At 38.3% G+C, this 26486-nt stretch carries 23 protein-coding genes; 7 read left to right on the forward strand and 16 right to left on the reverse strand.

Annotated features, from left to right (window positions below; translation table 11 throughout):
* The first annotated feature begins 58 nt into the window (after nucleotides 1-58).
* A complete protein-coding gene (locus IPZ59_RS17760) occupies nucleotides 59-2962 on the forward strand; it encodes a sensor histidine kinase (RefSeq protein WP_236137388.1) in 2904 nt (967 codons plus the stop codon).
* Complete coding sequence (locus IPZ59_RS17765) at nucleotides 2940-3680, forward strand: LytR/AlgR family response regulator transcription factor (RefSeq protein WP_236137389.1); 741 nt, start codon at nucleotides 2940-2942, stop codon at nucleotides 3678-3680. Before IPZ59_RS17760 ends, IPZ59_RS17765 begins: the two co-directional genes overlap by 23 nt.
* Nucleotides 3681-3886: 206 nt before the next feature.
* On the opposite strand, the gene thiL is transcribed toward IPZ59_RS17765, so the two are convergent.
* Nucleotides 3887-4921 carry a thiamine-phosphate kinase gene (thiL, locus tag IPZ59_RS17770; RefSeq protein ID WP_236137390.1) on the reverse strand — a complete coding sequence of 345 codons (1035 nt, stop codon included), beginning with the start codon at nucleotides 4919-4921 and terminating at the stop codon, nucleotides 3887-3889.
* Entirely contained in the window at nucleotides 4921-5325 is a 405-nt protein-coding gene (gene mce / locus IPZ59_RS17775; RefSeq protein WP_236137391.1) for a methylmalonyl-CoA epimerase, read from the reverse strand. The genes thiL and mce overlap by 1 nt, the downstream gene beginning before the upstream one ends.
* A gap of 81 nt (nucleotides 5326-5406) precedes the next feature.
* Here mce and IPZ59_RS17780 point away from each other — a divergent pair, with 81 nt between their 5' ends.
* The 3 genes from IPZ59_RS17780 (at nucleotide 5407) to IPZ59_RS17790 (ending at nucleotide 10496) form a co-directional block, all read left to right on the forward strand.
* Nucleotides 5407-5733, forward strand: coding sequence for a HesB/IscA family protein (locus IPZ59_RS17780; RefSeq protein WP_236137392.1), 327 nt, complete (start codon nucleotides 5407-5409; stop codon nucleotides 5731-5733).
* Nucleotides 5734-6090: 357 nt separating this feature from the next.
* Entirely contained in the window at nucleotides 6091-9138 is a 3048-nt protein-coding gene (locus IPZ59_RS17785) for a SusC/RagA family TonB-linked outer membrane protein (RefSeq protein ID WP_236137393.1), read from the forward strand.
* An 11-nt stretch (nucleotides 9139-9149) separates the two neighbouring features.
* A complete protein-coding gene (locus IPZ59_RS17790) occupies nucleotides 9150-10496 on the forward strand; it encodes a RagB/SusD family nutrient uptake outer membrane protein (RefSeq protein WP_236137394.1) in 1347 nt (448 codons plus the stop codon).
* A gap of 76 nt (nucleotides 10497-10572) precedes the next feature.
* On the opposite strand, the gene IPZ59_RS17795 is transcribed toward IPZ59_RS17790, so the two are convergent.
* The 8 genes from IPZ59_RS17795 to IPZ59_RS17830 form a co-directional block, all read right to left on the reverse strand.
* Complete coding sequence (locus IPZ59_RS17795) at nucleotides 10573-11499, reverse strand: ribose-phosphate pyrophosphokinase (protein ID WP_236139830.1); 927 nt, start codon at nucleotides 11497-11499, stop codon at nucleotides 10573-10575.
* Nucleotides 11500-11815: 316 nt separating this feature from the next.
* Nucleotides 11816-12628 carry a helix-turn-helix domain-containing protein gene (locus IPZ59_RS17800; protein ID WP_236137395.1) on the reverse strand — a complete coding sequence of 271 codons (813 nt, stop codon included), beginning with the start codon at nucleotides 12626-12628 and terminating at the stop codon, nucleotides 11816-11818.
* Nucleotides 12629-13943: 1315 nt separating this feature from the next.
* Nucleotides 13944-14150: a type II toxin-antitoxin system VapB family antitoxin gene (locus IPZ59_RS17805; protein ID WP_236137396.1), complete on the reverse strand. Its 207-nt coding sequence runs from the start codon at nucleotides 14148-14150 to the stop codon at nucleotides 13944-13946.
* A 107-nt stretch (nucleotides 14151-14257) separates the two neighbouring features.
* Nucleotides 14258-14593 carry a type II toxin-antitoxin system PemK/MazF family toxin gene (locus IPZ59_RS17810; protein ID WP_236137397.1) on the reverse strand — a complete coding sequence of 112 codons (336 nt, stop codon included), beginning with the start codon at nucleotides 14591-14593 and terminating at the stop codon, nucleotides 14258-14260.
* Nucleotides 14593-14880 carry an AbrB/MazE/SpoVT family DNA-binding domain-containing protein gene (locus IPZ59_RS17815; protein ID WP_236137398.1) on the reverse strand — a complete coding sequence of 96 codons (288 nt, stop codon included), beginning with the start codon at nucleotides 14878-14880 and terminating at the stop codon, nucleotides 14593-14595. Before IPZ59_RS17815 ends, IPZ59_RS17810 begins: the two co-directional genes overlap by 1 nt.
* 156 nt (nucleotides 14881-15036) lie before the next feature.
* Entirely contained in the window at nucleotides 15037-15909 is an 873-nt protein-coding gene (locus IPZ59_RS17820; protein ID WP_236137399.1) for a LysR family transcriptional regulator, read from the reverse strand.
* 324 nt (nucleotides 15910-16233) lie between these two features.
* Entirely contained in the window at nucleotides 16234-17565 is a 1332-nt protein-coding gene (locus tag IPZ59_RS17825) for an IS4 family transposase (protein WP_262912288.1), read from the reverse strand.
* Nucleotides 17566-17831: 266 nt separating this feature from the next.
* Entirely contained in the window at nucleotides 17832-18224 is a 393-nt protein-coding gene (locus tag IPZ59_RS17830; RefSeq protein ID WP_236137400.1) for a GxxExxY protein, read from the reverse strand.
* Nucleotides 18225-18603: 379 nt separating this feature from the next.
* Between IPZ59_RS17830 and hutH the strand changes: the two genes are divergently transcribed.
* Nucleotides 18604-20172 carry a histidine ammonia-lyase gene (gene hutH, locus IPZ59_RS17835; RefSeq protein ID WP_236137401.1) on the forward strand — a complete coding sequence of 523 codons (1569 nt, stop codon included), beginning with the start codon at nucleotides 18604-18606 and terminating at the stop codon, nucleotides 20170-20172.
* A gap of 95 nt (nucleotides 20173-20267) precedes the next feature.
* Here the strand turns inward: hutH and IPZ59_RS17840 are convergent, their stop codons facing one another.
* From IPZ59_RS17840 to IPZ59_RS17865, 6 genes are all read right to left on the reverse strand, one after another.
* A complete protein-coding gene (locus IPZ59_RS17840; RefSeq protein WP_236137402.1) occupies nucleotides 20268-20819 on the reverse strand; it encodes a 6-bladed beta-propeller in 552 nt (183 codons plus the stop codon).
* Entirely contained in the window at nucleotides 20809-22032 is a 1224-nt protein-coding gene (locus tag IPZ59_RS17845) for a 6-bladed beta-propeller (protein ID WP_236137403.1), read from the reverse strand. Before IPZ59_RS17845 ends, IPZ59_RS17840 begins: the two co-directional genes overlap by 11 nt.
* Nucleotides 22033-22371: 339 nt before the next feature.
* Entirely contained in the window at nucleotides 22372-23484 is a 1113-nt protein-coding gene (locus tag IPZ59_RS17850; protein ID WP_236137404.1) for a BF3164 family lipoprotein, read from the reverse strand.
* A gap of 61 nt (nucleotides 23485-23545) precedes the next feature.
* Nucleotides 23546-23878 (reverse strand): hypothetical protein, encoded by a 333-nt coding sequence (locus IPZ59_RS17855; RefSeq protein ID WP_236137405.1) that lies wholly within the window; start codon nucleotides 23876-23878, stop codon nucleotides 23546-23548.
* A 220-nt stretch (nucleotides 23879-24098) separates the two neighbouring features.
* On the reverse strand, nucleotides 24099-24494 hold the full coding sequence (gene vapC, locus IPZ59_RS17860; protein WP_236139832.1) for a type II toxin-antitoxin system VapC family toxin: 396 nt from the start codon (nucleotides 24492-24494) through the stop codon (nucleotides 24099-24101).
* Between the two features lie 10 nt (nucleotides 24495-24504).
* A complete protein-coding gene (locus IPZ59_RS17865) occupies nucleotides 24505-24696 on the reverse strand; it encodes a type II toxin-antitoxin system VapB family antitoxin (protein ID WP_236137406.1) in 192 nt (63 codons plus the stop codon).
* Between the two features lie 460 nt (nucleotides 24697-25156).
* Here IPZ59_RS17865 and hutI point away from each other — a divergent pair, with 460 nt between their 5' ends.
* On the forward strand, nucleotides 25157-26404 hold the full coding sequence (gene hutI / locus IPZ59_RS17870) for an imidazolonepropionase (protein WP_236137407.1): 1248 nt from the start codon (nucleotides 25157-25159) through the stop codon (nucleotides 26402-26404).
* Nucleotides 26405-26486: the final 82 nt, after the last annotated feature.

Raw genomic sequence — 26486 nt, forward strand, 5'->3', positions numbered from 1 at the left:
ATTGATACTACAACTACACGCGCTAAATCTGAGAGCAGTCTGCACACTACTGCTCTTAGTGCTTTTAACAATAACATCTTCCAAGCACTCTTCATTGTTGGCGCAGGAGCGTTTTATTCGACCTTTAAGCTTTTTGGAAGGTCTGCCTACGCAAACCATTTATGATATCCATCAAGACCCTAAAGGCTACCTTTATTTAGGTACAGATATCGGTGTTTACAAATACAATGGACAAAGCTTTTCAAAACTACCTACACCGGAGTCATGGGATAATAACTTTGATAATTTATTTCATGACGAATCAGGGGTTATTTGGGTAAAAAATTTCGCCAATCAAATTTTTAAGGAAGAAAACGGAGCCCTACGCCTGATTCCTGAAATACAAGATCTAATCAAGCCATTAGGAGGTCTGAAAAAATTCACCATTCAATCAGACTCTTTGTTTGCTGCTTTGGACAATACCCTGATTAGTATAGATTTGAATACGTTCAACCCTCGTTTTATTTTAAAAAGCCAAGGACCAGAAAATACTTTTTTTTCCCTGCAGAAATATAATAAGGATGTTTTCTTCAATAATTTCAAGACTATATTTGACAGTAATGGGAGCTCAAGTTTTAGCAGTCCAAAAGGATCTAAAGTTTTAGAATTCACTTTTTTCAAAGGAAATCCATATGGCCTAAATAGGTCTTTTGAGGGCGAAATTTTTCAAATGACTTCTGGAAAAATGATTGATAAATCTAGATTACCTGAAGGTACCTATCTCTACTTTTTCAGAGAAATAAATGATGCTTTGTATATCTGTACCAACAAAGGATTATTTGGTATTGATGTTGAAAAAAACACCATCACTCACTCCATTCTTGAAGGTAAACGAGTCTCCGATGTCATTGTAGATAGGGAGGGAAACCTCTGGATAAGCACTTTGGATGATGGCCTATTTTTTATTGCCAATGCTCCCTTATACACTACAGAATTGATCAATTTTAGAGAAACTACACGTAACAATATTTTATCTCTTGCTTTAACCAATGACCAGAAAATTCTAGCTGGAAATAACAAAGGAAATATTTTCAGAGTAACAAGTGAAGGAAGAATCATACAAACTTATAGCTCTGAACTTCAAAATGAGGTCGAGTTTATTTATTTTGATGAGCTTAAAGGCAAAGTGTTCTATACCCAAGGCTATTTTGATTATCCATTGGGTAAAAAAAGTAAAGAAATCTACTTTTCAAAAAAAATGATGCCCGATGATGCTGGGAATTTTCTGATCGCTACCTCAGTAAGTTCAGGTCTCATCGCTAATGATCTCACTAGCATTCCCAGCGTAAGTTTTAACAACTCACTACCATTAACAATCTTTTCCACAACTGCTATTCCCTACTATGATTTAGTCGATAAAAGAGCGAAATCAGCCTATTTCTCAAAAAAATACCAACGGTATTATATTGGTTCATCAGAAGGGTTGTTTGCTTTTTCTAAAGATGGGACTATGTCAGCCATTTCAATTTCAGACTCCTCCCCCTTAATTGTGAATAGTATGACAGAGGATGCTAATGGAACAATTTGGATTGGAACTCAACAAAAAGGACTTATTGCCTTAAGAGGAGAAACCATTGAGGAAGCAGTCTCAGTTATTTTTGAAGAAGCTGCATCTCCTGTCAAAAAAGTCATTTATAAAGATGAAAACATCTACTTTATTGGCGGAAATCAACTGTATAAATACCATATACCTTCTAAAAACATGCAGTTACTACCCATATCCTTTATGTTTAAGGGAATCAATATCAATGATCTACTTCTCTCAGAAGATAAATTATGGTTGGCTACCTCGGAGGGATTGCTTTGGACGAACATAAAGGAGTCAATTCAATTCCCTGAACCATTAATTTATTTACAACAAGTGAATTCTACGAATGGAATCATTTCACTGGACGAAAAACTCCCATATGATATAGAAAACCTAGAACTTCAATTTGATGTACTTCACTTTAAAAGTATGGGAGCATACAATCTACAGTTTAGAATCAATTCCAATCAAGATAACTGGCAAACAATCGGAAGAGGCCAACAATCTATTTTCTTTGCAGGATTAAATCCAGGTAATTATCAGTTGGAAGTACGCGCAGTGATTGGGGGAAATATATCAACTTCTATTCTTGTTAATTTTGTAGTTGAAACCCCTTTTTGGAAAACATGGTGGTTTATGGTTCTTGTAGTCTTCCTCATAATTCTAGGATCTGTGGCTTATGTAGTAAATTATAGTAAAAGGCTCCAAGAAAAAGAAACCATCAAATCCAAATTATTGCAATCTCAACTAACAGCCTTGCGCAGTCAGATGAATCCTCACTTTTTATTTAATGTGATCAATGCTGTACAAGGCTTAATTTTTGCAAATAAAAAAGCGGATGCTGCTGAGTACTTAGGGGAATTTTCTAACCTAATGCGCAAAGTATTACAGCAATCTGATAAACAATTTGTGCGTTTAGAAGAAGAGATTCAGCTGATTGATTTATATATTTCTATCGAAAAAAGAAGATTTGAAGAAGATTTTCAATATATTTTGGAGATCGATCACCATTTAGATAAAAACAGTATTCAAATTCCTTCTTTGATTGTTCAGCCGTTTGTAGAAAATGCGATCAAACATGGGCTTCTACACCAAATAGGAGAAAGAAAGTTAAGCCTTACCTTTGGAATGGATGAAGATGAAAAGCATGTAAAAATTACCATAGAAGATAATGGCGTAGGAAGAAAAACCTCGACAGAAATTAACAGTAAGCGAAATAGTCACCAAGCATTTGCTACCAAAGCAATTGAAACCAGAGTTAACTTACTCAACCAAAGTTTAGCTGATCCGATTACTTGTTCCATAGAAGACCTGATCAATGAACAGGGAGCAGGAATCGGCACCAGAGTCACCCTCAGATTACCATTCACCTATGAATACAGCCATACTAGTTGATGATGAACCAATAGCACGATTGTCCCTTCGTGGCATGTTGGAAACTTACTTCCCAAAAATACATATCAAAGGAGAGGCTAAAAATCTCCCAGATGCGATCAAGCTCATACATCAGCAAAAACCAGATATTATCTTTTTGGACATTGAAATGCCTGGCTATTCGGGCTTGGAAATATTAGATTTTTTTAATGTTCAACAACTAAAGTCCAAAATTATTTTTGTAACTGCTTACGAAGAGTTTGCACTGAAAGCATTTGAACTCTCGGCAGTTGACTACTTGCTTAAACCTATTCAAAAAAATGCATTGGAACGGGCATTATCAAAAATTAGTAGTCCTCAGCAGGAAGCCTTACAGGTATTACAAGAAAACTTAAAGCATCATAAACCTCAAAAAATCACACTTCAAACAGGTGAAGGACTCCTTTTTTTAAAATTAGATGATATTATTTACCTCAAAGCAGATGGTTCTTATACACATTTTTTCCTCAGCGATAACGAAAAAGTAATTGTTTCTAAACGTCTCTTAGAGTATGAAAAACTCTTGGAGCTTGGAAGCTTTATGCGGATCCATAGGAGTCATATCATCAATCTGGACCATATCAAAAAAATAACTAAAGAAGATGGCGGTGGTGTGGTCATGAGTACTGGTGAACTACTTTCAATCTCGCAAGAGAAAAAAAGCGAACTACTTGCCCTATTCGGAGATCAAAAACTGTAAGAGGAGTGGACAATGAGCAAGAGATAGTAAACAATGCTTAAGAATGAGTAGTGAACATTCGTATGTCAAACTAACTTTTCCAAAGTTCAGAACTTTGGAAAAGTTTCTTGGTTTCTAACTTCTCGATGTTTTTTTTCCTTCCTGAAATTTTTTGATTCTTATCTTATGCCTCTAAATTTTAATCTATCGAATCTCGCTCCTAGTCTCTAAAAATGCTTCCAACCTTGGGCTTTCAGGTTGACAACTGTTCCACTTTTGGTAACCAAGGATTTCCCCTCAGAAGGCGGTGAGATATGACCGATGAAATGAATGTCGGGGTGTTTTTCAAGTGTTTTAAAGTCTTTTTGATCAATGGTAAACAGCAATTCGTAATCCTCTCCCCCATTCAAAACACAAGTAATCGGATCCAATCCAAGTTCTACTGCGGTATCAAAGGTTTGTTTATCTATCGGGAGTTTATCTTCATAAATAGTCACTCCACAGTTGGAATGCCGACATATATGGAATAGCTCAGAAGCTAATCCATCGGAAACATCCAGCATACTGCTAGGAACAACTCCCATCTCCCGCAATTCATAAATTATATCCATCCGTGCTTGAGGGCGAAGCTGTCTACCAGTAACATACGCATATTTCTCTAAATCGGGCTTCATATTCGGATCAGCAAGATATACTTGCTTTTCTCTTTCTAGAATCTGTAAGCCAATCAAAGCTCCGCCCAAGTCCCCTGTAGCACAGATAATATCATTTAATTGCGCACCTGAACGATAGCTAACCTCTTCTTTTTTGGCAATGCCCATGGCTGTTACAGAAATCACCAATCCTGAACGAGATGCTGTAGTATCTCCACCTATAACGTCAACTGCGTAGTGATCCGCAGCCATACGAATTCCTTCATACAATGCCTCCACTGCTTCCACCGAAAAGCGGTTAGAAAGTGCAATACTTACCGTTACTTGCTTAGGTATTGCATTCATCGCTGCCACGTCTGAAATGTTGACGGCGATGGCTTTAAAACCCAAGTGTTGCAAAGGTGTGTAGGATAAGTCAAAATGCACTCCTTCCACCAATAAATCCGTAGTAACCACTTGCACCATTCCATCTCCTAGATCAATAACTGCCGCATCATCTCCAATTCCCTTAAGTGTAGATGCATGACGAGGGGTCAATTGCTGACTCAAACGCTCAATTAATCCAAACTCTCCCAATTCACTGATTTCGGTTCTTTTCTGATTTTCCATTAGGCTTTCTTTTCCTGACATAATTCCACCAATACACCATTGGTACTTTTCGGGTGCAAAAATACCACTAATTTATTATCTGCACCTTCTTTTGGAGTTTCATTTAAAATTTCGAAACCTTCATCCTTCAAACGAGCCACTTCTGCATGAATATCTTCGACATCAAACGCGATGTGATGGATACCCTCTCCTTTTTTGTCGATAAACTTAGCAATAGGACTGGTATCACGAGTCGCCTCCAATAATTCAATTTTTGTCTCCCCAATCATAAAAAAAGAAGTACTTACCCCTTCACCTTCCACTGTTTCTTCCTTGTAATGGGTTTCTCCTAAGAGTTTTTTGAAAAGATTATTAGATGCTTCCAAGTTGGAAACCGCGATTCCTAAGTGTTCAATTTTTCTCATTTTAAAATTTTGTATCTTTAACAATGAATTTTTTCTGAATCGAAAATGTTTCTAAATTCACATGCTAAACCTAGTAAAAAAATGATTACAGTTTCCGATAAGGCCAAAGAAAGAATCCTTCAATTGAAAAAAGAAGAAGGCCGAGAAGAAAATGACAATATACGAGTGTCTGTCAAAGGTGGTGGTTGTTCAGGATTGAAGTATGATCTGAATTTTGATGCAACCGTTGTAGACTCAGATCAAGTTTTTGAAGACAAAGGAATTAAAATTCTTGTCGATAGAAAAAGCCTTTTGTATTTAGCTGGCACTATTCTGGAATTCTCTGATGGATTAAATGGAAAGGGTTTTCAATTTGTAAACCCCAATGCATCGAGAACCTGTGGATGTGGAGAAAGTTTTTCTGTGTAAACACGATAAAAACAATTATAAATCGAAAAGCCTTTTCTGAAAACGGAAAGGCTTTTTTCATTTAATTTCTAATTTCAATCCAAAAAAATATACCTAAATACAATCCAACCAAACAGGTGTATTCATTTTTAATTTTCACCAAAGCCAACAAGTAAACTGCTTACGATCTATTTTATTCACGGGTAATAATTTTGCCATTCTTTAAAACAACGAAATAATATTTTACAAACTACAAGCATTTTATATATTAGTTCATTTTAAACTAGCTTAAATTTGATTTATTGGCTATAAATTGTGTATTTTGAAGAAATATTTACACAAGAATTTTAAATAAATCTTACCACTTAATCATTTTCTATGATGAAACGTTTACTAGTAACATGTGTAGTGTTGATAGCCTCTATTAGCATTGCCTTGTCTCAAACAACAAATGTACGGGGTGTGGTAACCTCCTCCGAAGACAATCTGCCCCTTCCGGGTGTGAATGTCTTGGTTAAAGGCACCACCTCTGGTACCGTGACAGATCTTGATGGAAATTATTCCATTCAAGTGGCCCAAGGACAAACCTTGGTTTTTTCTTTTGTAGGCTATGATTCCCAAGAAATCCTTGTTGGAAATCAAACTATGGTCGATGTTCTCCTGATGATTGATGCCAAAACCATGAATGAAGTCGTGGTAGTGGGTTATGGTACTCAGTCCCGCAGAGATTTGACGGGTTCGGTTGGTTCCGTAAAAGGAGAAGACATCAACCGTATGCCTGTAGCTAGTGTGGACAACGCACTTCAGGGAAGAGCAGCAGGTGTATTTGTGCAGTCTCCATCTGGAACACCTGGTGCAGGAATTACCATGCAAATTCGAGGAAACACCTCCCTTTCTGCTAGTAGTCAGCCTTTGTATGTTATTGATGGAATTCCGATGATATCAGAGGACCTTTCGGGTTTATTCTCTGGAGGTCAGGCCACCAACTCCCTCGCGGATATTAACCCAGCAGATATTGAATCCATTGAAATCTTAAAGGATGCCTCTGCTGCTGCCATTTACGGTTCTAGAGGTGCTAATGGGGTAGTTTTGATTACGACCAAGCGTGGAAAATCCGGAGATGCAAAAATTGATATCAATGGGTTTTATGGTTTTCAGCGAATCACCAACGAAATTGACATGCATAGCTCCAGTGAGTTCTTGAGCCTAATGAATGATGCTATACGCCAAGATATCCGAGCAGGAATAGAATTACCGTATGATAACATCACAGATGTATGGGGATTTTCACCTGATGATCCTGATTTGCAAAATACCCGTTGGTTTAGAGAGATTTTCAGAGATGCCCCTATTCAAAGTTATGACGTAGCTATCTCTGGAGGAAATGAAAAAACACAATACTATACTTCCCTAGCATATTTCAACCAAGATGGGGTTCAGATCGGTACTGGTTTTGAGCGGGTTTCTGCCCGATTAAACGTAGACACCCAAGCCAAAAAATGGTTGAAAGTAGGTACTAGTATGAACCTTAGCCGAACCGTACAAGACCGTACCATCAATGACAATTCATTGTATGGGGTTGTTATCAACTCATTAGCTGGTGACCCATTGATGCCTGTGCGGGAAGCTGATGGTTCTTATGCTGATCCATTTGATTATTTTGGATGGTGGATGTTGGATAATCCTGTTTTGATTGCGGAAAACTACCATAGATTCACCCGAACAGTAAGAGGCTTAGCCAATTCCTATGCTGAAGCAACCCTAGCTCCTGGCTTGACCTTACGATCCACCTTAGGTATTGATTACACTTATTTGGAAGACGAATCTTACACACCTATCATTTCCCGGGAATCAGTTAATGGTAATTTCAATGGATTTGGGACGTTTGGTTCGACCCAAGACTTTACTTGGATTGCTGAAAATTACTTGAATTACACCAAAAGCTTTGGAGCTGACAATCGTCATAATATCAGTGCTTTGCTAGGTACGTCCTATCAAGCATCTTCCAGGACTTTCTCCTCTATTTCTGCACAAAACTTTCCAAGTGATCAGTTTACAAAACTATCAGTAGCAGGTAGAGTAACTTCTGCATCAACTTCTGGTACAGATTGGGGGTTGGCATCCTACTTTTTCCGAGGTAATTACAACTATGCAGACAAGTTCCTAGCAACCTTCACTGTACGTGCGGATGGTTCTTCCCGATTTGGTGATAATTTCCGTTTTGGTATTTTCCCGTCAGGTTCCGTTGCCTACAGATTAAGCGAAGAAGAATTTTTACGCAATACTGCTGTATCTGATTTAAAATTCAGAGCTTCATATGGAGTAGTAGGTAACCAAGATGGTATTGGAAATTTTGCGTCTAGAGGTTTATTTGGCGTTTCTGCCTATAGACTAGCACCTACCCTCACTCCTGCACAATTGAGCAATGCTAACCTTACCTGGGAAAGCACTGAGCAGTGGAATGTAGGTATTGACTTTGGGGTACTTAATGACCGCATCACTTTCACAGGGGATTACTTCGTCAAGACCACCACAGACCTTTTGCTTAACAGACCTATCCCAGGAATTTCAGGCTTCTCCAGTGTGATTGACAATATCGGCAAAGTAGAAAACAGAGGACTTGAATTAGGTATCCGGGGAGCAATTTTAGCTTCCGGTCCATTTACTTGGAGTTCTGCATTCAACATTTCATGGATCAGAAATAAGGTTCTTGAACTAGTAATTGATGAACAGGTATTGAGTGATTCTCACATTTTGGCTGTAGGCCATCCTATCGGAACATTTTTCCTGATTGACCAAGAGGGAGTAGATCCTGAAACAGGTAATATGCGATGGGTTGACTTAAACGGTGATGGAGAAATCAATTCCGCAGACCGTAGAATTGTTGGGAATTCCCAACCGGACTTCTTTGGTGGATGGGACAACAACTTCCGCTACAAAGGATTTGATTTAAATATATTGTTCAATTTTATTGTGGGAAATAAAATCTTTAACCATTCCAGAGCAACCTATGAAAACTTAGGTTGGAGTAGACTAGGACTAGGATTCCCTCTTCCAGATGGAAATAATCACCAATTGGCTGATAACCGCTGGATGGAACCTGGTGATGTAACGGATATCCCTAGAGCTTCTCTAACCAATGTCAACTGGAGAGAATATTCCAGCAGATGGTTGGAAGACGGTTCATTCTTACGTTTACGAATGATCAATTTGGGATACAACTTTACTCCCCAGCGAGTAGAGCGAATCGGCGTAAGGAGTTTGAGAGTGTTTGTACAAGCTCAAAACTTGTTGACATGGACACGATACACAGGTCTGGATCCAGAAGTAAGCCAAAATGCGAGAGATCCTCGTTTGGCAGGCTCTGATTTTGGTACTTTCCCACAAACGAGAAGTGTATCACTTGGTTTTAACATTGGACTTTAATGCTAGCGAACATGAAAAAATTACTATTTATAATACTGGCAGTCTTCACGATCCAATCTTGTGATATTTTGGAACCAGATCCATTGACTGCCTTGGATGCAAATGCTGCTTTGGTAGATGGTACTTCTGCCAATGCGATACTCCTAGGTGCTTATTCCAGAATGCAAAATATCAATTATTATGGCTTGGAATATGTCCTTAACAATGACTTGATTGCTGATAACGCACGCTATCAAGGTTTCTTTGATTCACAGTTGGAGATAGATCAACGAGCAGTACCATTTACCAATCTGTGGATTACACAGGCTTGGCCAAACATCTACCGGGTAATTAACATCACCAACCTCTTGATTACAGGGGTTCCAGCATTGGAAGATGCTACCTTTTCTCAAGCAGCTCGAAATCGAGTTCTGGGAGAAGCACATGCCATCCGTGCACTTGCATATTTCGATCTATTGAGAATTTATGGTGAATTCTTCAATGAGAGCTCTACATTCGGTGTTCCTTTGTTGATCGAGCCTATTGAGAACAACGATTTTAATAGAATTCCTAATCTAGCAAGAAACTCAGTTGCACAAGTCTATACACAGATTATGTCGGATATAAATTCGGCAGTAGACTTGTTGCCAGGTGTTAACGATAAAGGTCGGATGAATTTCTGGGCAGCTTTGAGTTTACGGGCACGAGTTCAACTGTACCGTGGAAACTATACACAAGCATTTGATGATGCCGATAGGGTGATTACAGAAGGTCCTTCGCAGCTTTTAACTAATGTGAGGGATATTTATGTTGCCTTAACTCCCACAGCTGAATCCATCTTTGATCTCGAATTCAACGATCAGGATCAAAGTAGTTTCAACACCTATATCATCAGAAGAGATGAATACAATGTAGATCCTTCATTATTGGATGCTTTTGAAGATGGAGATACTCGTGCTGATTTATTTTCGTTCAGCAGAAATTCCTTCCGTTCGGCTAAATATCCTGACAACAACAATGGGAACAATACCAAGGTATTCCGTTTGGCAGAGATATACTTTATTAGAGCGGAAGCTGCTGTTTTTACCAACAGTGATCCAAATGCAGGTTTAGCAGATTTAAATACGATTCGCGAACGTGCTGGACTGCAAGCTTTGACGGGTTTTGGAACAACTGACGCTTTTGTGGATGCTATATTGCAAGAAAGAAGAGTAGAATTAAATTATGAAGGACATAGGTTCTTTGACCTTGTTCGATACAACAGAATCGGTACAGTTTTGGGTATGCCAGACTTTAGAAGAGTATGGCCAATTCCAAGAGATGAGTTATTGGTTTCTCAAGGGGTATTGGTTCAAAACCCTGGTTATGAAACTTTATAAATAAACCTTAAGTAGACTAAAAAGCCCCGATTTATATGAAATCGGGGCTTTTTTTATAATGGTAAGGGAATTAATTTTAGATAAACAAAGAACTGATTGATGTATTGCCTGTTACCGCGTGAATAGCTTTAGCAAAAAGATCAGCCACACTCAACACTCTGATTTTTGGAGAAGTCTGTTTGACAGGGATAGTATCAGTAATCACTAGTTCCGTAAGAACGGAATTTTCAAGATTATGATAAGCATTTCCAGAAAGAACCCCATGAGTCGCAATCGCGCGAACAGATAGTGCTCCTTTATCCATGATAATTTGAGCTGCTTTACAGAGGGTTCCCGCTGTATCAACCAAGTCATCTACTAACACCACATCTCTTCCTTCCACATCCCCAATCACTTGCATGGAGGCCACCTCATTGGCTCTTTTTCTGTGCTTATCACAGACAACCATTTCCACTTCAAAATGCTTGGCATAAGCTCTAGCCCGAGCAACACCTCCCACATCAGGAGCAGCAAAAATGAGATTTTCGGTCTTAATTCGCTCCAAATACGGAACAAAAATCGCCGAACCATTTAAATGATCCAAAGGAATGTCAAAAAATCCCTGAATCTGTCCAGCATGTAAGTCGCAGGTCATAATTCTGTCTGCACCTGCTGAGGTTAACATATTGGCAATCAATTTGGCAGCAATAGAAACTCTCGGACGATCTTTTCTATCCTGTCTTGCATACCCATAATAAGGAATGACAGCACATACCTTATACGCACTGGCACGCTTGGCTGCATCGATCATCAGACAAAGCTCCATCAAATTATCAGCTGAGGGATTAGTCGCTTGTACCAAAAACACAGTACATCCCCTTACAGACTCATTGAAACTTGGAGAAAGCTCTCCATCACTAAATTTTGAAATAGTCAAATCTCCTAATTTTTTACCATAATGCTTGGCAATTTGTTCGGCTAAAACTTTACTATTGGTCCCTGAGAATATTTTGACCTCGGTCATCATTTTGTTTTGTTTGGCAGTGAAATGATTTGTTTAGGATAAAACAAAGGTACAGTAAAAAAATGAATCTGTTATGGAGAGGGAGGGAATTTGGAATGAAGGCAGTGAACAGTGAGCAGTTGGGGAAATGAAGAATGAGGAATTAAGGCAGTGAACTGTGAGCAGTTGGGTAGTGACAAATTGGAAAAAAGGAAATGTCGAATGAGAATAAGAAATTAGTAATTAAAGACAAAATAAAAATTCTGTGCTAATCTGCGAAATCAGTGGACAGCCAACTAATATCGAATGATAAACGCTCAATTTCGAATGATGAAGGTCAGACGGGAACCCTCTCTTTTTGAAAAGCCCATGAAAACAGGATGTAGATAAGTAAGATATCAAAGACACTCAAAATCGCCAATCCTACCATCACAAATAAAACCGTCATCAACAAAATCGCTGCTAGCATACCCACAATACCGGTCACTAAAAACAGATTACCCATATACCCATTTTGGAAGATGAGCCCAATTGAAAAAGGGATGAATGAAATACCAAAACCAACTAACTTAACGAATCCATATAATTTATAATCCGTATCCATACTTCCTGCAAAAGTTATATCCGATACAATTATTATAAGATTGACTGCAATCAGAATAAAAGCCCCCCATTGAATGAGTTTGGAATCTAAAGCTTCACCCAACTTACTCCAGCCAACTAAATACAGGGAAAAGCTTATGAGGATCAATATCTTAACAGGAATATAATACTCCGGAATTTTCAGTGCGGAATCAAAAAACAATACGCCATCCCAATAGATTTCAAGCATTGAAATCATGAAGTAAATACATCCTGCAATAGCTGCTGCCAGAAAGGTACGCTTAGACTTTTTAGGAAAAATAAGTTGTTCATTAGAAAGAATAGTAGGCGTGGGCAGTTCTTTTTCAACCCCCAATGCTTCCAGTATGGCCTTGACCGTATAGGATCTTGGAGTCACCTCCCCTGCTTCTATCCGTTGGATCGTACGCACATTGATATTACATTTTTCTACCAACTCTTCCTGAGTCATTCCTTTGGCTTTTCTCCATTCTTGGATCTTGAGCCCTAGCTGTGGTTGTTGCATGTTGTGTATAGCTTGTTTGACCATGGCAAGTTGGTTGCTTTCTTACAAATATAACCCGAAAAATAGGAGGATTTCACCCGACATTTGGACGACATTGTGGGGAGAAGTGAACAGTTAGCAGTGAACAGTGGGCAGTTGGGAATGTAGAATAAAAAATGAGAAATGAAAGCTCGCAGAACTCACGGAAAACACAGAAAAATTTTCATTGAAAAATTTGTACCCAAGGAGATGGGTTAAGAATCAACCAATAAACTCCATCAATTGCCACCGGGTTTTAACTCAGGAAAATAAGAGTATTTCCTGGATTTATATAAGTGGGCTTTAACCCACTACCATGGAACGTCAGCAAAAACACCCAATCAAAGTAATAGATATTTAAAACTATAAGGATTGGGATTTATCCATCTAAAAAGACGCAATAGCATTGGAGAAAAAAAGAAAAAAATCTGTACTAATCTACTAAATCTGTGGATAGCAAAAATAATGAATTTTGCCGAAAAGGTGGAGATAGAAGGTTTAAAGGATGAAGAAGGAAAAAAATCTTTCGTGACATTCGTGTCATTAGTGGACAGCCAACTAATGTCGAATGATGAACGCTGAATTTCGAATGATGAAGGTCAGACGGGCACTCGCTCTTTTTGGAAAGCAGTTGGAATGAGGAATTGGAAATGAAAGAAAAAAGATAAAAATCTGTGCTAATCTGCGAAATCTGTGGACAGCCTGATAATGATGAACGATAAAAAAATCTTTCGTGAAATTCGTGTCATTAGTGGACAGCCAACTAATGTCGAATGATGAACGCTGAATTTCGAATGATGAACGCTGAATTTCGAATGATGAAGGTCAGACGGGCACTCGCTCTTTTTGGAAAGCAGTTGGAATGAGGAATTAGAAATGAAATACTAAAGAAAAAAATCTGTGCTAATCTGCGAAATCTGTGGACAGCCTGATAATGATGAACGATAAAAAAATCTTTCGTGAAATTCGTGTCATTAGTGGACAGCCAACTAATGTCGAATGATGAACGCTGAATTTCGAATGATGAAGGTCAGACGGGCACTCGCTCTTTTTGGAAAGCAGTTGGAATGAGGAATTGGAAATGAAAGAAAAAAGATAAAAATCTGTGCTAATCTGCGAAATCTGTGGACAACCTGATAATGATGAACGATAAAAAATCTTTCGTGACATTCGTGTCATTAGTGGACCGAAAATACAGTGTCCATACTATCGTAAGTAGCGAAAGATCTTATCCCACTTGGAACAATCGCTCATACCCCACCACACGCCTTAGCTTTTTATCCAAGGTCCAAAGCTTCAACTCATTTAAAAACAACACCTCTCATCGGCGATTCAAATCTCTTAATTCCTGAGCAGAGTATCTAAACTCTAAGGGCTCACACACAATGGAAGCTCCTATTTGCTTGACTTTTTGAGAACGGATGTAAGAAATCAAGGCCACCTTCAAAGCCTCCGTAATCGTATCAGCCTTGGAAAGCTCCATGGCTTCTTCAATCAATTCTTGAGAAATTATTGCTGTAACTTTCATAAAATTAAGTTTTTACAAAATACGATAGCATATCGTATAATAGAAAGTTTTGATATTATTTTTTGCACCTTGACTAGGTTTAGCATAAAAGGAAATATCCCAATAATCTAAATCAACCCCAACACTTTCGCCAAACAAACCTTGACTTCAGCTAATTCAAGTTCTGTAAGTATTCCAATTTTCTTCACAAATCTTCTCTCAGACAAACTCTTTACTTGAAAACAATCAGCAAAAGAGGTTTTTGATAATCCATTGAGATGATTAGGCTTTAGGAAAACCATCCAACTTTTTGGTTCCTTAGTCCCATCCGTCAACGGAACAACAATCTTCAAAGGCAATAGCCCAAGGGAATCAGCATTTACGATGATTGCCGGTCTAGTTTTTTTTATTTCTTGACCGACTTGCGGTCCAAAATTCACCAGCCACACTTCTCCATTTTTCATCAGTCAATGATTTCAGTATCAATATCACCCCAATCCTCAACTTCTTGCTCATAATATGATCTAGTCTCAGGATCAGAGGCCTCTTTTTCCATGGTTGTGTAGATTGTCATTTTGTTTTTTCGGGCTTCTTCCATTTTCAATTGAAATATGGATTTAGTAGCAGGTCTGATCATGATACCATCTCCATGATCTTCAATTACCACCTCGGCAAGCTCATATTTGTCAATCAATGCTTTAGGCAAAATAACCCCACTACTATTGCCTATTTTTCGAATTTTGGTTTCCATACCCAAATTTACAAAAAAAGTAATAACATGTTATAACTTTCATAAGAACATGAATATTTTATCACTCTACTCTATTTCTATTATATTTCGCAGAGCATATTTCAAATAATATCCATCCATATCGCAACCCTAATATCTATTAATATCACCATTAATTTATATCAACCCCAACACCTTACCCAAAGCTGCATTCCTATTCCCCTTCTTCCACACCGCATACAACTCCGTTTTTTGCTTGATCTTATCCAGTTCGATAAACATCACCTTTAAATCATATCCCTGTTTCAACGATGTGGGCACAATAGCCACACCCAATCCAGCCTCCACCAGTTTGAATATGGTCAGGGCATGAACAGACTTATGGGTGATGCGTGGAGAAAAACCCTTATCCTCACAGATGGACATGATCTTGTCGTAATAAATGGAAGAATAGTCTTGGGAAAACAGGATAAAGTTCTCTTCCTTCAATTGCCCTACATGCTTTAAACCTTCCTCTGTCAAAGGATGCCCCAACGGCAAAACTACCGAAAAGGTATCCTGATGGACCATCTTCATCTCCAAGGATTCCGGAACCCGCGCCAATCGTACAAATCCCAAGTCTAATTTATCTTTTTCCAACATTTCGATTTGTATGGCATTGCTGAGTTCCTCCAGGGAGGTTTTGATACCGGGAAAGGTTTGGGAAATTTTGACCAAAAGTTCGGGAATTACTGTATGGGCCGCAGAGCCTAGAAATCCAACCCTCAATTCTCCGATGTTACCCGAAGCTATTTCCTTGAGTTGGGTTTTGGTGAGTTGTAGGTGATTGAAGATGTAGTCTACCTCAGCTTTGAGGAAATGACCCGCAGGGGTAAGTACTACCTTCCGCTTCGTCCGCTCAAACAACTGTATTTCAAGGATCTCCTCCATCTGCTTGATCTGACGGCTGAGACCCGGTTGGGATATAAATAATCGCTCCGCTGCACGGCCAAAGTTGAGTTCTTCGGCAACGGCACGGAAATATTCGAGGTGTCGGAGTTCTATATTCAAGATCCAAAGTTTTTGATGCCACAAAGGCACGAAGACACTAAGTTACTAAGAAAGGTGAAATTAGCTACAAAGCCACAAAGGCACTAAGAAAGGTAATATGGGCCACAAAGGCACTGAGGTAATAAGAAAGATTTGAGTGGCCACGGAGGCACAAAAACAATAAGATTATTTTTAGAGGCCACATGTCCTCTTAGGCATCTGGCTTATGGAAAAGATAGGACTAGGTATTGCCACCATTTCAATTCTTAGGTTGGTATTTATGATGTTTGGTTTAACCTTTTTTCAATTTTCTTCGTGCCCCTGTCTGCCGACAGGCCATAGCCGTCAGGTTAAGAGGTTAATTATATGTTCAAGAGCCAATTTTCCTTTCTTTTTTTCAAGATAAATTGCTTTTGGAGCATAATCGATCAATTTTTTAATCAAAAGTCGGAGCTGGTTTTGGTTTTTAACTGCTTTTATTAGAAAGTTTTGGATGTTTTGTATCAGTCTAAAGTATTTCCAAATACTGCATAGTATCTTATATTTACCATACATCTGCTCTTGTAAACAGTTGAATATCTTTAGATTAAGGATTACCCAAATTAGCTTTCCGTAAAGCTGACATTCAAACCTATGAATTTTTTTACTGTTAAACTCATTTATCGTAACCAAAGATTTCCAAGTCTTGAAAATGAGTTCTATTTGCCATCTCATAGCGTAAACTTTTCTTATTTCATTGGTTTTTAGTACCTCAGACGGAACATTGGTAACCATAATATTGAGTCTGGCCTTGATTTTAAACTTTTCAGAAACATTATGTCCTGTTGACCTTGCTTGTTTGGTTGTTTTTTTTAGTCTTTTTTGATAGGTTTCTTCATTGGCAAGTGAAAGAACCAAACGCGCAGGAACACGCTCCTTTTTACCTAAGTATACAGAGACTTCAATATAGTCAAGATGATTTTTTTTGAGTTTGTGAAGGTGATTTTTTAAGTCTACAGGTTCCTCTGAATCCAAATCAAGATAGCAATTCACCTGTGGCCCCAAACGGTTGATAAAATAGGCTCCCGCAGAATGGACCTTTGTCATAAACTTCAGGGTAGAATATCCCAGATCTCTTAAAAAAAGATCTTTTTCACATATATCATGAGTAAATTCCGCTGAGTCTGACTGATCGTTCAATACCCCAGAGGTCAGTCTCAGATCCATACTTTGACCGCTAATGAAATCGTATTCATATTGGATACTTATCATTGATGATGATTGGCTAAGGGCTCCGCCATATCCCTTATATTTTTCCGAAAAAGGGTCAGGGAGAGAAAACTTGGTTGAATCCTTGATCCTGATTCTTTTAAAATGGGATGTAAGGAGTTCTCTATTGCCCTGATATCTAATCTTTTGAAACAAAAGTATGTCAAGACATCTTTTTAAAAATGATACTGCTTGAGCTGTAAATCGATCGTGTAAGGATTGCTTTGTAATATTGATACCGAACTGCTCAAACAGAAAGGAGGCCATATCCAATAAGCTGAAAAATTTTCCCCGTTGATACGAAAACATCAAACTAAGCAGGAACCCGAAACCGTCAAGTTTAGACTTCCTGATACAGAAACGAGTTTCAGAGGCGATTGAGTTAATGGTTTTTGGATTAAAGAAACTATGAAATTTTTCCCTTAAAATCTGATCTTTTTCAAGTAAATTTCCTTGATTTTCTTCCCTTTACTGTAAAAATATTGTTATATTTATAGAAGAAAAAGGCGGATAACGACCAAGTTGAGCCGCCTTTTTCAAAATAACTAAAAACTTATACAAATATGAGCAAAAGGACGAAAGATCCCAAGGGGGATCTACGTTTTGTTTGTAAATCAGCTCAGACTTCTGATTTCAGGCCCATTAGCCTGACGGCTATGGCCGACAGGCAGGTTTGAGCCTTAGTGGCAATCCTTTTAATTACGAAACCTCCTTATTCCTTTCTTTATCAATGGTACATTAAAGTTTATCAAATAACCAAGGGATAAACCTGTCAATTTCAAATGACTGATAATCTGAGCTTCCCAAACAGGATTTACTTGTTCTACTGATTTTATCTCAATAACAACTTTATCTTCGACCAATAAATCTAACCTCAGACCGTCATCAAATTGTATTCCATCATACTGAATAGGAATAGTAACTTGTCTTTTCACATTCAAACCTGCTTTCCTCAGTTCATGCGCCAAACAAACTTCATAGATTTTTTCTAAAAGTCCGGGCCCAATACTTTTATGGATGATATAGGAAGCATTTACAATACACTTTCCTATCCTTTCTTCTTCAATACTGAGCGCATTAAATTCCATTTCGTAAAAGTTTAAATCATCGAAACCAAAATACGACAGCAAATTAATAGACCCAAGTATTACTGTGAATTTAAACGTTTATTTTTTAAATAACCAATAGTTATTATTAATGCATGAAATTGGTATTTATAATTATGTTTATAACTGACTATTTTTGAATTTCAATGCTACGAAGTCACGAAGGCTCAAAGAATTATTTCTAGGTATTGGTATTTTCTAGACATATTTAATTCGTAGTGCCTTTGCGCCTCTGTCTGCATTCATGCAGGTTTGCAGCAAACCAAAGTACATATCTTAGTGCCTTTGTGCCATTGTGGAAAACCAAAATAAAAATCTTAGTGCCTTTGTGCCTTTGTGGCAATAAACCAACAAGAAACCTATGAACACCTTCCTATACGCTCAACAACACCTCACCGCCTCCATCGCCCTCGGCATCGCCAATGGGGATATAAAAGGCATCCTCAGCCCTGAAACACGGGAAAAAGTAAAAGCCAGTGCTACTGCGGTCGAAAAAATCGTAGCCAATGGCCAGCCGGTCTATGGCATCAATACAGGCTTTGGGCCATTGTGCACTACGCTGATCTCTCCCGATCAGACCCGTAAACTCCAGGAAAACCTGCTCAAAAGCCATGCAGTAGGTGTAGGCGAACCTATTCCTGTGGAGATTTCCAAACTGATGCTGATCCTGAAGCTTCATGCCCTAGCCAAGGGCTTCTCTGGGATACAAGAACAAACTTTGGATAGGATACTTTGGCATATTGAAAATAATATCATTCCTGTAGTGCCCAAACAAGGTTCGGTAGGCGCATCGGGTGACCTTGCTCCCCTCTCCCACTTATTTTTACCGCTGATCGGATTGGGAAAGGTGCATGTAGGTGGAAAAATACGCTCGGCAGCCGAAGTCCTCCAAGAGCATCAGCTGTCCCCTATCCACCTTGGACCCAAAGAGGGCTTGGCCCTGATCAATGGTACACAATTTATCGCCGCTTTTGGTGTGAAAGTGTTGGAACGGTTTTACAATATCCTCGCCCATGCAGACATTACAGGAGCCATGATGCTGGAAGGGCTATTGGGCTCTATCAAGCCATTTTCTACCGAACTCCATCAACTTCGACCGTATGCAGGCAATCAACATGTAGCCCAGAGCATCCTCAACCTCTTACATGAATCTGAGATTGTGCATTCCCATGCGACATGTGCCCGGGTGCAGGATCCATATTCCTTGCGTTGCATGCCTCAAGTCCATGGAGCCTCCCGCAATGCATGGCTGCATTTGAAGCACATGCTGGAAACCGAAATCAACTCTGTAACCGACAACCCGGTAGTCTTTGATGAAACCCATACCATCAGCGGGGGCAACTTCCACGGTCAACCCATTGCCATGCCTTTGGATTATGCTTGTTTGGCCGCATCTGAAATCGGCAATATCTCCGACCGTAGGATTTACCTTTCCTTGGAAGGTGACACGCCTGGAGTACCCAAATTGCTTCTCAAAGAAACCGGCCTGAACTCAGGCTTTATGATCCCCCAATATACCACCGCTGCTTTAGCGAGTGAAAATAAAGGCCTTTGCTTCCCTTCATCCGCCGACAGTATTCCTACCTCCCTGGGTCAGGAAGACCATGTGAGTATGGGAAGTATAGGAGCCAGAAAAGCCTTGCAGGTGATTGAAAACGTAGAGAAAATCCTTGGGGTAGAACTCTTCTGTGCAGCACAAGCAGTGGACTTTCATGCCCCCTTGAAATCAGGAAAGATCATGACAGCTCTTTATGAACATGTGCGAACAAAAATCAAGCATGTCACCGAAGATCAACTCATGTATGAAGACATGGAAACTGCTATCTCTATCATTCAGAGCGGAGAATTACTTACCTTGGCAAGAGAACTAGCTGACAAGGAAGGGTTGGCTTTGGAGACGCAATGGTCAGAGGATTTTGATAGATTTTAGGTCAAATGAATTTTATATGTTCTAAAGACCTTTGAGGGCTTCTAGACCTCAAAGGTTTCTTATTTGAATTCATTAAAAGTTCAATTTTTCTAATACTATCTTACTTTCAAAAACACCAAAACTAGCCTATCGTCCAACAATTCCTCTTGGTGTTTAATCCAAAATTCCTCCAAATTCCCTTCGATTGATTTTCCAGATTCTTTGACTTTCACTATACGGTTATAAAATTCGTTGGAATTGATTTTCATTATTACAAAATCCTCCATAGACCAAGCAATTGGGAGGTTCAAATTCCAACTATCCAAGTCATTCTCAATATCCCGTAATCTAAATTGTTTTTCAACATTCAAATCCCCATCAAAAATAAACCAATGCGGATCTCCAAGTCCATGAGATACAGATAAAATAGACCCATTTTTCAATGGGCCATAATATCCAATTTTGTAAGGTCGAACAAGCGGAAGCGATAGGTCTTCTTCTAAAAATATATAATGAGCCTCAGAAAAAATCTCAGAGGCCTTCCCTGGAGAGCTTTTGTCAAAATCAAGAAAAATTGTATTGGAATGATTTTCTTTTGACTCCGAAAGACAACTAAAAAGCAACGGAAAAAGGAAAAGTATAGAAAGAAAACTTTTTTCACTTTTCATATCTATCAATAAGCTTAAATCTCATAATGAATGGACTTTCAATGTCTTCTAAACCGATCAGTAAATCATATAGGTGTGGATCTGATTTGACTAATTCCTTTAACTCATTTTTAATTTCATCATAAAAGAAGGCAACAGATTCAATATCCCTCGCCACGTAATAATACCCAGATACAGTGCTGTAGTTTGGAAGATTATAGGGACTAACAAAAAAAAGCTTGACAAATATATCATCTTTTCCGACTGCCCCATGCTTTAATTGTTGGTGACCGAAAGCTTCACCGCTTGATAATAAAATACCAGTTGTAAACCCATTGTTAGCGCCACTTTTAAAACTGTATTTAAATATTGCTTCCTTGTTAGATTTTCCAAATTCAAATTTCCCTAAGATCTCATCTGAAAAAGGCTTTAGAAAAAATTCTGAATGATCAAATTTCTTTTTTTCATCTCTCATGTTAGGAAATTTAAATTCGAACAGTGGGTATTCATTTAAATTTTCTTCATCAATTTTATAAACCCTTGAAGAGTATGGATATGTGTAATAATTATTTCTAATAAATCCAGAATAATCCGGTACTGTGAACCCCCCATTTTCTTGAGGATATGGCATTGCTTTACTAACCAATATTCCAGCTCTATCATAAATCCTTATATTATAAGGATCGTTATTATTATCCATATACGAATAGATAGCGATATTACCAGATTCCAAAATTGCCAAAAGATTGCCCCAAGAATTTATTCTTTTTTTCTCTATAAACTTAAGGTCTTTATCAAACCAAAAAATTGACATGTCGGCTCGAGAAAATGCTACAATCTCATTCCTGTACATATCAAAATCAAAGTCGGTTATACTCTGGTACTCCTCCGGCCCCTCTCCTTTATTTCCTACTTGACCAATGAAATTTCCATCTAATTCAAAAGCAAGCAGTATCTTTTTTTTGCCATCTAAAACAATAAGTTTATCCTGAAATTCAATAATCTTTGCAGCATAAGTTAATTGTAATGAATCCGGTGTTTTGAGGCTTATATAAGAGATATCTTCAAACAACTCTTTAATAGAAATCAAGGAGGAAATTTCCCCCTTCAAGCTCACATCTATTTCTTCAATTTTACCATTTTCATGCACCATTAAATATTCAGTATACCTGCTTTTTGGATTACAACAGTAGACGAAAAGGAGCAAGCCCATTACCTTAAAGAAATCTTTCATAAAGATCTTAAATTACCAGAATTACAAAAGTGAAACATTTAATTAATCCCTCAAAAAAAAAAAATAACAACAATTCCTAATCCACACCTAAATTTAATTATAAAATCCTTATAAGCTCAAAAACCCCTATGTATGAGGAGGAAGAAAGTTTCGAATTCTAAACAAAGGACGTAAAAAACCCCTTTCATTTTTGCTTATAACTATTACTTATTATGTTCTTTTTATTAAGCAAAAATCAGCGAATCGATTTACACCCTCGAAAGGTTTTATATGATTTCCCATTTCGAATCAACTTATTAACAGATACAATTACAATCAGTATAAAAACTACCCACTGTATTACTTTACCCATCTTTTTAGCTCATTAGAAAGATCAAACCTCAACACTAATTCATGACTGTAATCTGTTGCATACAACATTCCCTTTCCTTCATCAAAAGCAATGGTGCTCAAATCATGCGCTATCTCTAAATAAGCCAAAGGTTTCCCTTGCCAATCAAATACTCGTATAAAGCTTTCATTTTCCTTAAACTTATCCGTTCCAACATTTTTTTTAGCTTCCAAAGCAAAAATCACCTTTTCTCCAAGAGCCAAACCGTTATATCCATCAAGTATTGGATCAATCCAACTAGAGGCAGGATCAATGTTTTTCGCATCAAAATAATCATCTTTCCAATTATCTCCATCAACAATGGAAAGTAAAAGTTTGAGATTCTCATCAAACACATCTATCCTGTTGATAATAAAACCAGCTTGAATAAATTGATTTTTAGTCGGATGTTTTTCAAATGGCCCCCCGTACAGACTATGAATAGTTTCAACTGGCAATAGATTAAGATTTTTAACCTTGGGAAACAATGGAGACTTAACTATTTTCTTTGTTTCCAAATCGTAATATTTAATCCTACTCCTATCTTGTTCATAAATAAAACAATTAACATATAATCGATTATTACTACCCATAAACCCTTTAGAATAAGGAAATACTTTCGCATTGACCCGCAGCTTTCGCTCAGTAATTGGATAAGCAGAATTTTGTTGAAGCGTTTTAGTTAGGTTCATTTGATTGAATGAACCTCTTAAATAATCAAAATACCATAATTTAATACCATTACTCTTCTTTTCAAATTGCCCTGCCGTAGTAGCAGGTATTTCCCATTGATCAGGGCCATCACCTCTGACTCCTATTGGCCCTAAATAGGTTAACTTTTCCTTATGAAAAACATGGTAATGATGTTTCCCGCTATTTACTTGGGTAAGAATTAAGGTGTCGAAAACATGGATTCTATGATGATGATTGAAATCATCCGTAAGGATTTTCTGACTTTTTATTGTCAGCTTTTCAGGAAAGTCTTTTTTGGAAATTTTCAAAATCTCCTGTGCTGATATAGTGTTTAATGATGAAAGCATCAACGCTCCGAATAAAACTAAGAAATATTTTAACTGAGTCATAACGATTGAAAATAAGCCACTTCGGTAGAAACGATTCTACCGAAGTGGATGTGAAATTTAATTAACTCCCAGGTAAGGATTCATCAGAACCACATGGCCCAATATTTGAACCACTTCCTGTCAAAATAGCACATCTAGTTATCTGACAAAATGTACCAATACCCGAATTCCCATCAATGTTGTGCTGACAATAGCTGATTCCCATTAATGCAGCTTCAGCTGCCTCTTCGCCAAATGACATCATAGGAGATAAACCTAAAGTGACGCCTAAGGTAACTGCTGCCGCAACTTTTGCAACAGCGCTAGTGGTTTGTTTTAAACTCCTAATTTTGTTTGTGGTTAAAGATGTAACATATGTGAACTTATTAAAAAGAACACCTACTTCCAAATTCACAACAAAATGGAATTCAGTACTTTAAATATTTTTGTACTATTTCAATAGTCAATTTCAGAATAATCTTTTAAAAATTAGTTTACCCCCCGAAAAACCAAATAATTAGTAATTATACATTGGTTTTCCAAAAGAATAAACTTTTTTTATAGTTTTTGAAAAAAAATTAGCGTGCAATTCGGCTAAACTATATTTTTTTTAAATATACCGACATCCATTCCAATTATCGAATATTGTAAAATTCCAAATCAAAAAATTCAGAAATCGGTATGAAATCTCGGTCCAAATGAAAAAGAGGAACTTTTTGAGAAATAGCATACCAAGCAATCAAACAATCATAACTTTTCCGAATGGTATATCCCATGGTTCTTAAGACAGAATATATTTGTGCAGCACCTTCTGCAGCCTCAAATGGATTGGCATAGATTTGCTGCAATGCACTCAATTTGTCTTTCATCCATAAAAAATCGGTAGGATACTTCATCCCTTGCAAAATCTCTTGGTAAATGGGTGGACAGATCAAAACTTGATCTTTATTCAACAATTCCTGCACGGTAAAAGTAAGTTTGGGGTCCTTCCCATCAAAAAAAGAAATCCACACACTCGTATCTATCAACACCCCAACCATTTCAATCAGTTCTCATGGCTCCTAAATCACCAGTCCAATCAATCTTACCCGCCATTTCAGAAAGCTCTTTCATTTTAAGCAATCTTAGAAACTCTCTAAGCGCCAAATCAACCGCCTCCTTTTTTGTTTTGATGTCCGTTTTTTCAAGAATTTCATCAATTAGTTTCTGGTCAATTTCAATATTTGTTCTCATAGCAATATTATTTATACACAAAAATACAAAATTCTATACACATAATCATTTACATGCTATCACTGATTTTTAAAAATTACTCCAGGTTATTACTTATTGAATAAATTGGTATGGAAAATTATGAAGGGATTTGGGTACTTTTGTTGAGATGCGAGAGACGAGATATTAGAGTCAAGAGCAAAGAGCACCTTAACTATGTTTATTTAGAAAAAATTTGTGAAAATTAGTGTAATTCGTGGACTAGCGCTCCGCGGTCGTTGCGCACTACCGTGGCGCTCGTTGCGAGAAATCCAGAAGGAATCAAGGTGATTAAAAACTGCGCCTTTTGGACCCTATATACCGACAGGCAAGACTGCGGGAAACCAAAAGAATCTTCGAGGTTCAGAGATCTTAAAAGTTTAAAAAAATCAATGTTCAAACCTTCGAGGTTTTGAAAACCTCAAAGGTTAACTCAAGTACTATGCAAACCATCAAACATACCTTTATCGGCCCCATTTGCCAAGCCATCACCATGACAGGACTTCCCTTGAAAGGAGCGCTTAAAGATGAACAGCTTGAAATCATCAGCGAAGCAGGCATCCTGATCAAAAATGACCGCATCCATCAGATCAGCAATTACTGGGATCTATATCCCGAAGCACAGTCAATAGGGGCTGAAATGGTCAGTTTAAAAGGGGACTTTGTCGCATTGCCTGGCCTGATTGATTGCCATACGCATATTTGTTTCGGCGGTAGCCGTGCACAAGACTATGCCATGCGCAATGCTGGTAAATCCTATCTGGAAATCGCCAAAGCAGGCGGAGGTATCTGGGACACGGTCACCCAAACCCGAAAAGCCAAACAGGAAAAGTTGGTTCACTTGACTGTTCAGCGAGCCAACAGGCACCTCAAAGACGGTATCACCACCATTGAAGTCAAAAGTGGTTATGGACTCTCTGTAGCCGAAGAACTCAAAATGCTCCGAGCCATCCAAGAAGCCAATGACAGCACCTATGCAGACCTTATTCCAACTTGCTTGGCAGCCCATATTCCCCCTAAAGACTTCCAAGGAACCCAGCGTGATTATCTGAAAGCTATTGCTGAAGAACTTTTCCCCATCCTCCAAGGAGAAGGCTTAGCCAATCGCATCGATGCTTTTATTGAGGATACGGCTTTCACATCAGAAGATATACAATCCTACTTCCACAAAGCCAAAGAAATGGGCTTCGACATCACAGTTCATGCGGACCAGTTCCATGCTTCCGGTTCGCAGGTAGCTGTCAACTTCGGTGCCATCTCCGCCGACCACCTAGAAGCGAGTTCAGACAAAGAAATCAAACTGCTAGCCCAATCTGATACCATAGCAGTAGCCTTACCGGGAGCGTCGATGGGTTTGGGTGTAGCCTACACTCCTGCACGAAAACTACTCGATGCAGGTGCTTCCCTAGCTATCGCCTCTGATTGGAATCCAGGTTCGGCCCCAATGGGTGATTTGCTCATGCAAGCTGCTGTATTGGGTACTTACGAGAAACTCAGCAATGCGGAAGTCTTAGCCGGCATCACCACGAGAGCCGCAGCCGCCCTGAACCTCCACGACCGCGGACAATTGAATCCGGGCATGTTGGCCGATATCGTTCTTTTCCCCACTGCCGATTATCGGGAAATTACGTATATGCAGGGAAGGTTGAAGCCGTTCAAAGTGTTTAAAAATGGAGTTGAAATAAAATGAAATATGGTGGAAATAAAGTTGAAATATGATGGAAATAACAGTGCAGTAGAAAGCTGACCAAGCTTAATAAGATAAGTTGAAA

This window comes from Mongoliitalea daihaiensis (assembly GCF_021596945.1).
Classification (GTDB): Bacteria; Bacteroidota; Bacteroidia; order Cytophagales; family Cyclobacteriaceae; genus Mongoliitalea; species Mongoliitalea daihaiensis.